Source organism: Streptomyces sp. SCUT-3 (assembly GCF_014083985.1).
GTDB lineage: Bacteria > Actinomycetota > Actinomycetes > Streptomycetales > Streptomycetaceae > Streptomyces_H > Streptomyces_H thermolineatus.
The window spans coordinates 3,319,654-3,332,203 of record NZ_CP046907.1 but is presented as its reverse complement, the minus strand read 5'-3'; the positions used below and the strand labels follow the sequence as shown (position 1 = coordinate 3,332,203).

The 12,550-nt window shown below is 72.4% G+C and carries 11 protein-coding genes; all 11 read right to left on the bottom strand.

The window, feature by feature from the left end; translation table 11 throughout:
* Positions 1–4 precede the first annotated feature (4 nt).
* The 11 genes from nuoL to GQS52_RS14635 are packed head-to-tail and all read right to left on the bottom strand — an operon-like array spanning position 5 to position 12,537.
* Positions 5–1,888: an NADH-quinone oxidoreductase subunit L gene (gene nuoL, locus GQS52_RS14685; protein WP_182313870.1), complete on the bottom strand. Its 1,884-nt coding sequence runs from the start codon at positions 1,886–1,888 to the stop codon at positions 5–7.
* A 9-nt stretch (positions 1,889–1,897) separates the two neighbouring features.
* Positions 1,898–2,197 (bottom strand): NADH-quinone oxidoreductase subunit NuoK, encoded by a 300-nt coding sequence (gene nuoK, locus GQS52_RS14680; RefSeq protein WP_182313869.1) that lies wholly within the window; start codon positions 2,195–2,197, stop codon positions 1,898–1,900.
* Complete coding sequence (locus tag GQS52_RS14675) at positions 2,194–3,120, bottom strand: NADH-quinone oxidoreductase subunit J (protein ID WP_182316457.1); 927 nt, start codon at positions 3,118–3,120, stop codon at positions 2,194–2,196. The genes nuoK and GQS52_RS14675 overlap by 4 nt, the downstream gene beginning before the upstream one ends.
* Positions 3,121–3,167: 47 nt before the next feature.
* A complete protein-coding gene (gene nuoI, locus GQS52_RS14670) occupies positions 3,168–3,785 on the bottom strand; it encodes an NADH-quinone oxidoreductase subunit NuoI (protein ID WP_182313868.1) in 618 nt (205 codons plus the stop codon).
* Positions 3,778–5,133 (bottom strand): NADH-quinone oxidoreductase subunit NuoH, encoded by a 1,356-nt coding sequence (gene nuoH, locus GQS52_RS14665; protein ID WP_182313867.1) that lies wholly within the window; start codon positions 5,131–5,133, stop codon positions 3,778–3,780. Before nuoH ends, nuoI begins: the two co-directional genes overlap by 8 nt.
* On the bottom strand, positions 5,130–7,679 hold the full coding sequence (locus GQS52_RS14660) for an NADH-quinone oxidoreductase subunit G (protein ID WP_182313866.1): 2,550 nt from the start codon (positions 7,677–7,679) through the stop codon (positions 5,130–5,132). The genes nuoH and GQS52_RS14660 overlap by 4 nt, the downstream gene beginning before the upstream one ends.
* 2 nt (positions 7,680–7,681) lie before the next feature.
* Positions 7,682–9,028: an NADH-quinone oxidoreductase subunit NuoF gene (nuoF, locus tag GQS52_RS14655; protein WP_182313865.1), complete on the bottom strand. Its 1,347-nt coding sequence runs from the start codon at positions 9,026–9,028 to the stop codon at positions 7,682–7,684.
* The gene (gene nuoE / locus GQS52_RS14650) at positions 9,025–9,903 is read right to left on the bottom strand and encodes an NADH-quinone oxidoreductase subunit NuoE (RefSeq protein ID WP_182316456.1); all 879 of its coding nucleotides are present in this window, start codon (positions 9,901–9,903) and stop codon (positions 9,025–9,027) included. Before nuoE ends, nuoF begins: the two co-directional genes overlap by 4 nt.
* A 17-nt stretch (positions 9,904–9,920) precedes the next feature.
* Entirely contained in the window at positions 9,921–11,255 is a 1,335-nt protein-coding gene (locus GQS52_RS14645) for an NADH-quinone oxidoreductase subunit D (RefSeq protein WP_182313864.1), read from the bottom strand.
* Positions 11,252–11,986, bottom strand: coding sequence for an NADH-quinone oxidoreductase subunit C (locus GQS52_RS14640; RefSeq protein ID WP_182313863.1), 735 nt, complete (start codon positions 11,984–11,986; stop codon positions 11,252–11,254). Before GQS52_RS14640 ends, GQS52_RS14645 begins: the two co-directional genes overlap by 4 nt.
* Positions 11,983–12,537, bottom strand: a complete 555-nt coding sequence (locus tag GQS52_RS14635) for an NADH-quinone oxidoreductase subunit B (RefSeq protein ID WP_182313862.1) — start codon at positions 12,535–12,537, stop codon at positions 11,983–11,985. Before GQS52_RS14635 ends, GQS52_RS14640 begins: the two co-directional genes overlap by 4 nt.
* Positions 12,538–12,550 lie beyond the last annotated feature (13 nt).

Genomic DNA, 12,550 nt, shown 5'->3' with positions numbered 1-12,550 from the left:
GTTGTCAGACCGCCCTCATCAGCAGGGTCGCGGCGACCAGCACCGCTGTGCCGCCGAACATCGAGACCGCGTAACTGCGGACGTAGCCGTTCTGCAGGCGGCGCATCCGGCCCGACAGCCCGCCGACCGCGGCCGCCGTTCCGTTGACCGCGCCGTCGACGACCGTGTGGTCGAGGTAGACCAGGCCGCGGGTGAGGTACTCGCCGGGCTTGACCAGCACCGCGTGGTTGAAGTCGTCCTGGAGCAGGTCGCGGCGGGCGGCCCGGGTGAGCAGCGAGCCGCGCGGCGCGGTGACGGGCACGGGGCGGCGCCCGTAGGCCGCCCAGGCCAGTGCGACGCCCACCAACAGGACGACGACGGTGGCGCCGGTGACGACGGCGGCGCTGACCGGCGGGTGGCCGTGCTCGTAGGAGGTGACCGGCTCCAGCCAGTTCACGAAGGAGGAGTTCAGGCTGAACAGGCCGCCGGCGAACACCGAGCCGAAGGCCAGGACGACCATCGGCACGGTCATGGTGCGCGGGGACTCGTGCGGGTGGACCTCGGCCGGGTCCCAGCGCTTCTCGCCGAAGAAGGTCATCAGCATCACGCGGGTCATGTAGAAGGCGGTGATGCCGGCGCCGAGGAGGGCGACCGCGCCCAGGATCCAGCCCTCGGTGCCGCCCTTGGCGAAGGCCGCCTCGATGATGCGGTCCTTGGACCAGAAGCCGGACAGGCCGGGGAAGCCGATGATCGCCAGGTAGCCGAGGCCGAAGGTGGCGAAGGTGACCGGCATCAGCTTGCGCAGCCCGCCGTAGCGGCGCATGTCGACCTCGTCGTTCATGCCGTGCATGACCGAGCCCGCGCCGAGGAAGAGGCCGGCCTTGAAGAAGCCGTGGGTGACCAGGTGCATGATCGCGAAGGCGTAGCCGACCGGGCCGAGGCCGGCGGCCATCACCATGTAGCCGATCTGCGACATCGTGGAGCCGGCCAGGGCCTTCTTGATGTCGTCCTTGGCGCAACCGACGATCGCACCGAACAGCAGGGTGACCGCGCCGACGACGGCGACCACCGTCTGGGCGTCGGGCGCGCCGTTGAAGATCGCGCCGGAGCGGACGATCAGGTAGACGCCGGCGGTGACCATGGTGGCGGCGTGGATGAGGGCGGAGACCGGGGTCGGGCCCTCCATGGCGTCGCCGAGCCAGGACTGCAGCGGCACCTGGGCGGACTTGCCGCAGGCGGCCAGCAGCAGCATCAGGGAGATCGCGGTCAGCGTGCCCTCGGAGGCGGCTTCCGCCCCGCCGAGGACCGGGCCGAAGGCGAAGGTCCCGAAGGTGGTGAACATCAGGAAGATGCCGATGGCCAGGCCCATGTCGCCGACCCGGTTGACCAGGAACGCCTTCTTCGCTGCGGTGGCCGCGCTCGGCTTGTGCTGCCAGAAGCCGATGAGCAGGTAGGAGGCGAGGCCGACGCCCTCCCAGCCGAAGTACAGCAGCAGGTAGTTGTCGGCCAGGACCAGCAGCAGCATGGCCGCGAGGAAGAGGTTGAGGTAGCCGAAGAAGCGGCGGCGGCGCTCGTCGTGCTCCATGTAGCCGACCGAGTAGAGGTGGATGAGCGTGCCCACCCCGGTGATCAGCAGCACGAAGACGATCGACAGCTGGTCCAGCCGGAACGCCACGTCGGCCTGGAAGCCGCCGACCGGGACCCAGCTGTACAGGTGCTGGATCATCGTCCGGTCGTCCCCGTCGCGCCCGAGGAGCTCGGCGAAGAGGACGGCTCCGACGACGAAGGACGCGGCGGCCAGGGCCGTGCCGATCCAGTGGCCGACGCGGTCGAGCCGCCGGCCGCCGGTCAGGAGCACGGCCGCGCCCAGCAGCGGCGCCGCGACCAGGAGTCCGATGAGGTTGTTCACGTCAGCCCCTCAACTCTTCATCAGGCTTGCGTCGTCGACCGAGGCCGAGTGGCGGGTGCGGAAGACGGCCACGATGATCGCCAGGCCGACGACGACCTCCGCGGCGGCGACGACCATGGTGAAGAAGGCGACGACCTGGCCGTCGAGGTTGCCGTGCATCCGGGAGAAGGTGACGAACGCCAGGTTGCAGGCGTTGAGCATCAGCTCCACGCACATGAAGACGACGATGGCGTTCCGCCGCACCAGCACCCCGGCGGCGCCGATGGTGAAGAGCAGGGCGGACAGGTACAGGTAGTTGACCGGGTTCACTCGGCCCCCTCCTCTGCGTGCTCGGCACCGGTGCGGGCCGTCTCGGCGCCGGCGACCTGGGTGCGGTCCGGCTCGGTGCGGGCGACCTCGGCGGTGCGGGCCGTTCCCGGGCGCGGTGCCCCGGCGGGGCCCACCGGGCCGCGGGGACGGTGCCCCAGCGCCGTCTCGGTGCGGCGCTCGAGCTCGGCGACGGCGCCCGCCTCCCGGGAGACGTCGCGCATCTGGCCGCGGGCGCGCAGCGTGGGGTTGACGGTCAGTTCGGAGACCGAGCCGTCGGGCAGCAGGCCGGGGACGTCGACCGCGTTGTGCCGGGCGTAGACGCCGGGCGCGGGCAGCGGGGTGACCTGGAGGCCCTCGCGCACGCGGCGCTCGGACATCTCGCGCTGGGTGGCCCGCGGGGCGGTCCGCTCGCGGTGGGTGAGCACCATCGCGCCGACCGCCGCGGTGATCAGCAGCGCGCCGGTGAGCTCGAACGCCCAGACGTAGCGGGTGAACAGCAGCGCGGCCAGTCCCTCGACGTTGCCGCCGGCGTTGGCCTCCCCGAGGCCGGTGAAGGTGTCCAGGGAGGCGTTGCCGATGCCGGCGACCAGCAGGACGCCGAAGCCGAGGCCGCACGCCGCGGCCATCCACCGCTGCCCCTTGAGCGTCTCCTTCAGCGAGTCGGCGGCGGTGACGCCGACCAGCATCAGCACGAAGAGGAAGAGCATCATCACGGCGCCGGTGTAGACGACGATCTGCACGATGCCGAGGAAGTAGGCGCCCTGGGCCAGGTAGAAGACGGCCAGGACGATCATCGTGGCGGCCAGGCACAGGGCGCTGTGCACGGACCGCTTCATCAGCACGGTGCCCAGCGCGCCGATCACGGCGACGGTGCCCAGGACCCAGAACTGGACGGCCTCGCCGGTGGAGGCCGCGGCGGCCAGGTCGGCCGCGGGGCCCGCGGCGGCCAGGTGGGCCGTGGCGAGGGCGCTCACTTGTGCACCTCCGCGTCGGCTCCGGGGCGGACCGGGGCGGCGACGGCGTCGTCCTCGGCCTCGGGCTCCCCGCCCGTGGTGCGCGGCTGGGTGACCGTGCCGGGGGCGGCCGCGGTGACCAGGCCCCGGTAGTAGTCGGTCTCGTCGGTGCCGGGGTGCATCGCGTGCGGCGCGGCGACCATGCCGTCCTCCAGGCCGACGAGCAGCTCCTCCTTGGTGTAGATGAGCGACTCGCGGGTGCGGTCGGCCAGTTCGTACTCGTTGGTCATGGTCAGCGCGCGGGTCGGGCAGGCCTCGACGCACAGCCCGCACAGGATGCAGCGCAGGTAGTTGATCTGGTAGACGCGGCCGTAGCGCTCACCGGGCGAGTAGCGCTCCTCGTCGGTGTTGTCGGCGCCCTCGACGTAGATGGCGTCCGCCGGGCAGGCCCAGGCGCACAGTTCGCAGCCGACGCACTTCTCCAGCCCGTCGGGGTGCCGGTTGAGCTGGTGGCGCCCGTGGAAGCGGGGCGCGGTGGGCTTCTTCTCCTCCGGGTACTGCTCGGTCAGCCGCTTCTTGAACATGGCCTTGAAGGTCACGCCGAAGCCCGCGACCGGGTCGAGGAACTCAGGCATCGTCGCTCTCCTTGCCTTCGGTGGTGTCGGCGTCGCCGGCCGTGCCGACCAGCTGCCGCTCCGAACGGGACCGCCGGCGGGGCACCGGTGGCAGGCTCTGCCCGGGCAGCGGCGGCACGGGGAAGCCGCCGGCCATCGGATCGAACTCCGGCTCCGGTCCGGCTCCGCGCTCCGCCTCGGCCCGCTTCTCCGCCCGGTCGCGGAAGACGTCCACGACGGCGGCGAGCAGCAGCACCGCGGCCGCTCCCCCGAGGACGTAGAAGGCGACGGTCGGCAGGGCGTGGTTCGCGTTGCGCAGGGCCCGCACGGTGGCGACCAGCATCAGCCAGACCATGGAGACCGGGATGAGGACCTTCCACCCCAGCTTCATGAACTGGTCGTAGCGCATGCGCGGGAGCGTGCCGCGCAGCCAGATGAAGAAGAACAGCAGCAGGTGGAGCTTGAGGGTGAACCACAGCATCGGCCACCAGCCGTGGTTGGCGCCCTCCCACACCCCGCTGATCGGCCAGGGGGCCCGCCAGCCGCCGAGGAAGAGGGTGACGGCCACCGCGGAGACGGTGACCATGTTGACGTACTCGGCGAGCATGAACATCGCGAACTTGATCGACGAGTACTCGGTGTTGAAGCCGCCGACCAGCTCGCCCTCGGCCTCGGGGAGGTCGAAGGGCGCCCGGTTGGTCTCGCCGACCATGGCGACGATGTAGACCAGGAAGGACACCGGAAGCAGCAGCACGTACCAGCGGTCGGTCTGCGACTCCACGATGGCCGAGGTGGACATCGAGCCGGAGTAGAGGAAGACGGCGGCGAAGGACAGGCCCATCGCGATCTCGTAGGAGATCATCTGCGCGGTGGAGCGCAGGCCGCCCAGCAGCGGGTAGGTGGACCCGGAGGACCAGCCGGCCAGCACGATGCCGTAGATGCCGACCGAGGCGGTGGCCAGGATGTACAGGATGCCCACCGGCAGGTCGGTGAGCTGCATCGTGGTGCGGGTGCCGAAGATCGACACCTCGTGGCCGGCCGGGCCGAACGGGATGACGGCGAAGGCCATGAAGGCGGGGATCGCGGCGACGATCGGCGCCAGGACGTAGACCGCCTTGTCGGCGCCCTTGACGACCACGTCCTCCTTGAGCATCAGCTTCACGCCGTCGGCGAGCGACTGGAGCATGCCCCAGGGGCCGTGCCGGTTGGGGCCGATGCGCAGCTGCATCCAGGCGACGACCTTGCGCTCCCACACGATGGAGAACAGGACCGTCAGCATCAGGAAGGCGAAGACGAAGACCGCCTTGACGGCCACGAGCCACCAGGGGTCGCGGCCGAACAGCGAAAGGTCGGCGGCGAGGGTGTTCATGCCTGCACCTCCGGGGCGGTGGTGACGGTGCCGGTGCCGGCGGTGCCGGTGTCGGCGGTGTCGGCGGTGTCGGCGGTGTCGGCGGTGAGGCGGACCACCTGGCCGGGCAGGACGCCGAGTTCGGCCGCGGCCCCGCGCCCGGTGGAGCGCAGGGGCAGCCAGACCACCCGGTCCGGCATCGGCGTGACCTCCAGCGGCAGCCGCACGGCCCCGCCGGCGGGCCCGGTGACGCGCACCGGCGCGCCGTCGGCCAGCCCGTTCTCCGCGGCGGTGGCGGCGGAGAGCCGGACCACCGCCGGGTGGCGGGTGCCGGCCAGGTGCGGGTCGCCGTCCTGGAGCCGGCCGTCGTCCAGCAGCAGCCGGTGGCCGGCGAGGACCGCCTCGCCCTTGGCGGGGCGCGGCACGGGGCGGGTCTGCTCGGACGGGTCGGCGCAGCGGCCGCCCGTCCAGGCGCCGAGGCGTTCCAGCTCCCGGCGGGCGGCGTCGGTGTCGGGCAGGCCCAGGTGGGCGTCGGCCGCGTCGGCGAGCATGTCGAGCACCCGCAGGTCGGGCTGGACGTACCGGCCGGGTGACCGGTCGGGCCCGAGCGCGGCCTCGAACGGGCGGGGGCGGCCCTCCCAGTTGAGGAAGGTGCCGGGCTTCTCGGCGACCGCGGCGACCGGCAGGACGACGTCGGCGCGCTCCGTGACGGCCGAGGGCCGCTGCTCCAGGCTGACCAGGAAGCCGACCGACTCCAGTGCCTCCAGGGCCCGGGCCGGGTCCGGCAGGTCGTCGGGGTCGACGCCGCCGACGAGCAGCGCGCCCACCTCGCCGCGGGCGGCGGCGTCGAGGATCTGGCCGGTGTCGCGGCCGGTGCGCACCGGCAGTGCGCCGATCCCCCAGGCCGCGGCGGTCTCGGCGCGGGCCTGCGGGTCGGTGGCCGGGCGGCCGCCGGGCAGCAGGCCGGGCAGGGCGCCGGCCTCGACGGCGCCGCGCTCCCCGGCGCGGCGGGGGATCCAGGCGATCCGCGCGCCGGAGGCGGTGGCGAACCGCAGCACGGCGGTGAGCGCGCCGGGGACGGCGGCGAGCCGCTCCCCGACCAGGACGACCGCGCCGCCGGCGTGCAGCGCCTCGTGGGCCCGGACCCCCTCGCCCTCCAGGCCGAAGCCGGAGGCGAGGGCGTCCAGCCACTCGGGCTCGGTGCCGGGGGCGGCGGGCAGCAGGGTGCCGCCGGCCTTGGTCAGGCCCCGGGTGGCGAAGGGTGCGATCGCGAAGGCGGCCTGCCGCTTCTTCCGGTGAGCCTTGCGCAGGCGCAGGAAGACGCCGGGGGCCTCCTCCTCGGCCTCCAGCCCGACGAGGAGGACGGCGGGGGCGTTCTCCAGGTCGGTGAAGGTCACGCCCTGCCCGTCGATCCCGACGCCGCGGCCGGCGACGCGGGCGGCGAGGAAGTCGGCCTCCTCGGCGCTGTGCGCCCGGGCGCGGAAGTCGACGTCGTTGGTGCGCAGGACGACGCGGGCGAACTTGGCGTAGGCGTAGGCGTCCTCGAGGGTGAGCCGGCCGCCGGTCAGGACCGCGGCGCCGCCGACGGCGCCGGTCAGCCCGCGGGCCGCGAGCTCCAGCGCCTCGGGCCAGGAGGCCGGTTCCAGCTCGCCGGTGGCCGGGTCGCGGACCAGGGGGGCGGTGATCCGGTCGTGCTGCTGCGCGTAGCGGAACGCGAAGCGGCCCTTGTCGCAGATCCATTCCTCGTTGACCTGGGGGTCGTTCGCGGCCAGGCGCCGCATGACCTTGCCGCGCCGGTGGTCGGTGCGGGTGGCGCAGCCGCCGGCGCAGTGCTCGCACACGCCCGGTGTGGAGACCAGGTCGAAGGGGCGGGCGCGGAACCGGTAGGCGGCCGAGGTCAGGGCGCCGACCGGGCAGATCTGGATGGTGTTGCCGGAGAAGTAGGACCGGAACGGGTCGCCCTCCCCGGTGCCGATCTGCTGGAGCGCGCCGCGCTCGACCATGTCGATGAACGGGTCGCCGGCGATCTGCTGGGAGAAGCGGGTGCAGCGCGCGCACAGCACGCAGCGTTCGCGGTCCAGCAGGACCTGGGTGGAGATCGGCACCGGCTTGGGGTAGGTGCGCTTGGTGCCGTCGAAGCGGCTGTCGGCCTGCCCGTGGGAGAGGGCCTGGTTCTGCAGGGGGCACTCGCCGCCCTTGTCGCAGACCGGGCAGTCCAGCGGGTGGTTGATGAGCAGCAGCTCCATCACGCCGCGCTGCGCCTTCTCGGCGACCGGCGAGGTGAGCTGGGTGCGCACCACCATGCCGTCGGTGCAGGTGATGGTGCACGAGGCCATGGGCTTGCGCTGCCCCTCGACCTCGACGATGCACTGCCGGCAGGCGCCGGCGGGGTCGAGCAGCGGGTGGTCGCAGAAGCGCGGGATCTCGATCCCGACGAGCTCGGCGGCCCGGATGACGAGCGTTCCCTTGGGCACGCTGACCTCGACGCCGTCGATGGTGACGGTGACCAGGTCCTCGGGCGGTACCGGCGCCTGCCCTCCGGCGGGGGGCTGTGTGGTGACGGTCATGGTTAAGCGAGCACCCCCTCGGTGGCGGTGGCGTTGTGGTCGTCGGCCCAGACGGTGGACCGGGCCGGGTCGAAGGGGCAGCCGCCTCGGGTGACGTGCTCCTCGTACTCGTCGCGGAAGTGCTTCAGCGAGGAGAAGATGGGGCTGGCCGCGCCGTCGCCCAGGGCGCAGAAGGCCTTGCCGTTGATGTTGTCGGCGATGTCGAGGAGCTTGTCGAGGTCGGACGGCCTGCCCTTGCCGGCCTCGATGTCGCGCATCAGCTGGACGAGCCAGTAGGTGCCCTCCCGGCAGGGGGTGCACTTGCCGCAGGACTCGTGGGCGTAGAACTCGGTCCAGCGGGTGACGGCGCGCACCACGCAGGTGGTCTCGTCGAAGCACTGCAGGGCCTTGGTGCCGAGCATGGAGCCGGCGGCGGCCACGCCCTCGTAGTCCAGGGGGACGTCGAGGTGCTCGGCGGTGAACAGCGGGGTGGAGGAGCCGCCGGGGGTCCAGAACTTCAGCCGGTGGCCGGGGCGCATGCCGCCGGTGGCGTCCAGCAGCTGCCGCAGGGTGATGCCCAGCGGCGCCTCGTACTGGCCGGGGGCCGCGACGTGGCCGGAGAGGGAGTAGAGCGTGAAGCCGGGGGACTTCTCGCTGCCCATGGAGCGGAACCACTCCTTGCCGCGGTGCAGGATCGCCGGCACCGAGGCGATGGACTCCACGTTGTTGACCACGGTCGGGCAGGCGTACAGGCCCTCGACCGCGGGGAACGGGGGCCGCAGGCGGGGCTGGCCGCGCCGGCCCTCCAGGGAGTCCAGCAGGGCGGTCTCCTCGCCGCAGATGTAGGCGCCCGCGCCGGCGTGGACGGTGACCTCGAGGTCCTTGCCGGGGCCGAGGGCGTCCTTGCCGAACAGCCCGGCCGCGTACGCCTCGCGCACCGCCTCGTGCAGCCGGCGCAGGACGGGGACGACCTCGCCGCGCAGGTAGACGAAGGCGTGGGAGGAGCGGATCGCGTGGCAGGCGATCGCGATGCCCTCGAGCAGGCTGTGCGGGTTGGCGAACAGCAGCGGGATGTCCTTGCAGGTGCCCGGCTCGGACTCGTCGGCGTTGACGACGAGGTAGTGCGGCTTGCCGTCGCCCTGCGGGATGAACTGCCACTTCATGCCGGTGGGGAAGCCGGCGCCGCCTCGTCCGCGCAGCCCGGCGTCCTTGACCAGGGCGATCACGTCGTCCGGGTCCATGGCCAGCGCCTTGCGCAGGCCCTCGTAGCCGTCGTGCTTGCGGTAGGTCTCCAGGGTCCAGGACTCGGGCTGGTCCCAGAAGGCGGTCAGGACGGGTGAGAAGAGCTTCTCGGGGGACTGCACGGTCATCGCTTCCCTTCCTCTCCGCCGGACCCGCCGGACCCGCCGGCCGTCCGGGACCGTCCCGCGGGGTTGGCCGGGTCGGAGTCGGCGGTGGCCCGCGGCGCGTCGTGCGAGCTCGGACGGGTCGCGGGTGCCTCGCCGGGGGCTCCGGGGGGCGGTGCGTCGTGGGGGGCGGCCTCCGGCGCGCCGGCACCCCGCTGGGGGACGACCCGGTGGGCCCCTGTCTCGCCCTTGGCCAGGCGCAGCCCGGCCAGGGAGGCGGGCCCGGCCCCGCCCGTGGCCTCCACGGCGCCGGGGCGCTCGTCGGGGAAGCCGGCCAGGATGCGGGCTGTCTCCTTGAAGGTGCACAGCGGTGCGCCGCGGGTGGGTTCGACGGGCCGGCCGGCGCGCAGGTCGTCGACGAGCCGCTTGGCCGAGCCGGGGGTCTGGTTGTCGAAGAACTCCCAGTTGACCATCACCACGGGGGCGTAGTCGCAGGCCGCGTTGCACTCGATGTGCTCGAGGGTGACCTTGCCGTCGTCGGTGGTCTCCCCGTTGCCGACGCCCAGGTGCTCCTGCAGGGTCTCGAGGATGGCGTCGCCGCCCATGACCGCGCACAGGGTGTTGGTGCACACCCCGACCTGGTAGTCGCCGCCGGGCCTGCGCCGGTACATGGTGTAGAAGGTGGCGACCGCGGTGACCTCGGCGGTGGTCAGGCCGAGGGTCTCGGCGCAGAACCGGATGCCGGTGCGGGTGACGTGGCCCTCCTCGGACTGCACCAGGTGCAGCAGCGGCAGCAGCGCGGAGCGGGAGCCGGGGTAGCGGGCGACGATCGCGGCGGCGTCGGCGTCCAGCCGCGCCCGCACGTCGGCGGGGTAGTCGGGGGCCGGGAGCTGCGGCATCCCCAGATCCGTGTCGGTCACCGGTCCACACCTCCCATCACGGGGTCGATGCTGGCGACGGCGACGATGACGTCGGCGACCTGGCCGCCCTCGCACATCGCCGCCATGGTCTGCAGGTTGGTGAAGGACGGGTCGCGGAAGTGGACCCGGAAGGGCCGGGTGCCGCCGTCGCTGACGGCGTGCACGCCCAGTTCCCCCTTGGCCGACTCCACGGCCGCGTACACCTGGCCGGGCGGGACCCGGAAGCCCTCGGTGACCAGCTTGAAGTGGTGGATCAGGGCCTCCATGGAGGTGCCCATGATCTTCTTGATGTGGTCGAGGGAGTTGCCCAGGCCGTCGGGGCCGAGGGCGAGCTGGGCCGGCCAGGCGATCTTCTTGTCGGCGACCATGACCGGGCCGGGCTCGAGCCGGTCCAGGCACTGCTCGACGATCCTCAGCGACTCCCTCATCTCCTCCAGGCGGACCAGGAACCGCCCGTAGGAGTCGCAGGTGTCGGCGGTGGGGACCTCGAACTCGTAGTCCTCGTAGCCGCAGTAGGGCTGGGCCTTGCGCAGGTCGTGCGGGAGGCCGGCGGCGCGCAGGATGGGGCCGGTGGCGCCCAGGGCCATGCAGCCGGCCAGGTCGAGGTGGCCGACGTCCTGCAGGCGGGCTTTGAAGATCGGGTTGCCGGTGGCGAGCTTGTCGTACTCCGGGAGCCGCTTGCGGAAGGTCTTCACCGCCTCGCGGATCTGGTCGACGGCGCCGGAGGGCAGGTCCTGGGCGAGGCCGCCGGGGCGGATGTAGGCGTGGTTCATCCGCAGGCCGGTGATCAGCTCGAAGACGTCCAGGATCAGTTCGCGGTCCCGGAAGCCGTAGATCATGATCGTGGTGGCGCCCAGCTCCATGCCGCCGGTGGCGATGGCCACCAGGTGGGAGGCGATCCGGTTGAGCTCCATCATCATGACGCGGATGACGTTGGCCCGGTCCGGGACGTCGTCCTCGATGCCCAGGAGCCGCTCGACCGCCAGGCAGTACGCCGTCTCGTTGAACAGCGGCGTCAGGTAGTCCATGCGCGTCACGAGCGTGGTGCCCTGGGTCCACGTGCGGTACTCGAGGTTCTTCTCGATACCGGTGTGCAGGTAGCCGATGCCGCAGCGGGCCTCGACGACGTTCTCGCCGTCGATCTCCAGGATCAGCCGCAGCACGCCGTGGGTGGACGGGTGCTGCGGGCCCATGTTGACGATGATCCGCTCGTCGTCGGCCTTGCCGACGGCGGCGGCGAGCTCGTCCCAGTCGCCGCCGGTGACGGTGAAGACGCGGCCCTCGGTGGTCTCGCGCCCGGCCGCCTGCTGCGGGGCTGTGTGGTTGCTCACGAGTACGACCTCCGCTGGTCGGGAGCCGGGATCCGGGCGCCCTTGTACTCGACGGGGATGCCGCCGAGCGGGTAGTCCTTGCGCTGCGGATGGCCGGACCAGTCGTCCGGCATCATGATCCGGGTGAGCGCGGGGTGGCCGTCGAAGACGATCCCGAAGAAGTCGTAGGTCTCCCGCTCGTGCCAGTCGTTGGTCGGGTAGACCTTCACCAGCGAGGGGACGTGCGGGTCGGCGTCGGGGACGGAGACCTCCAGCCGCAGCACCCTGTTGTGGGTGATCGACCGCAGGTGGTAGACGGCGTGCAGTTCGCGGCCGGTGTCGTTGGGGAAGTGCACCCCGCTGACCCCGGTGCACAGCTCGAAGCGCAGGGCCGGGTCGTCGCGCAGGGTGCGGGCGACGCGCTCCAGGTGCTCGCGGGCGATGTGGAAGGTCAGTTCGCCGCGGTCGACGACCGTCTTCTCGATCGCGTTCCCCGGGAGGAGGTCCTGCTCCTCCAGGGCTCCCTCGAGCTCGTCGGCGACCTCGTCGAACCAGCCGCCGTAGGGGCGGCTGCTCCCGCCGGGCATCCGGATCGGGCGGACCAGGCCGCCGTAGCCGGTGGTGTCCCCGCCGTCGTGGGCGCCGAACATGCCGCGGCGCACGTCGACGACCTCGCCGCCGTCGCCGCGCTGCCCGGGGAGGTTGGAGGCGTTGAGCTCCTCGTCGGGGTTGACCCCGTTGCTCTCGCTCACCTCAGGAGCCCCTTCATCTCGATGGTGGGCAGGGCCTTGAGGGCCGCTTCCTCCGCCTCGCGGGCCGCCTCCTGCTGGTTGACCCCGAGCTTGGTGTCCTGGATCTTCCGGTGGAGCTTGAGGATCGCGTCCAGCAGCATCTCGGGACGCGGCGGGCAGCCGGGGAGGTAGATGTCGACCGGCACGATGTGGTCGACGCCCTGCACGATCGCGTAGTTGTTGAACATGCCGCCCGAGGAGGCGCACACGCCCATGGAGATGACCCACTTGGGGTTCGGCATCTGGTCGTAGACCTGGCGCAGGACCGGGGCCATCTTCTGGCTCACCCGCCCGGCCACGATCATCAGGTCGGCCTGGCGCGGCGAGCCGCGGAAGACCTCCATGCCGAAGCGCGCCAGGTCGTAGCGGCCGGCGCCGGTGGTCATCATCTCGATGGCGCAGCAGGCCAGTCCGAAGGTGGCGGGGAAGACCGAGGACTTGCGCACCCAGCCCGCCGCCTGTTCCACGGTGGTCAGCAGGAAACCGCTCGGCAGCTTCTCTTCGATACCCATCAGCTGTTCACGC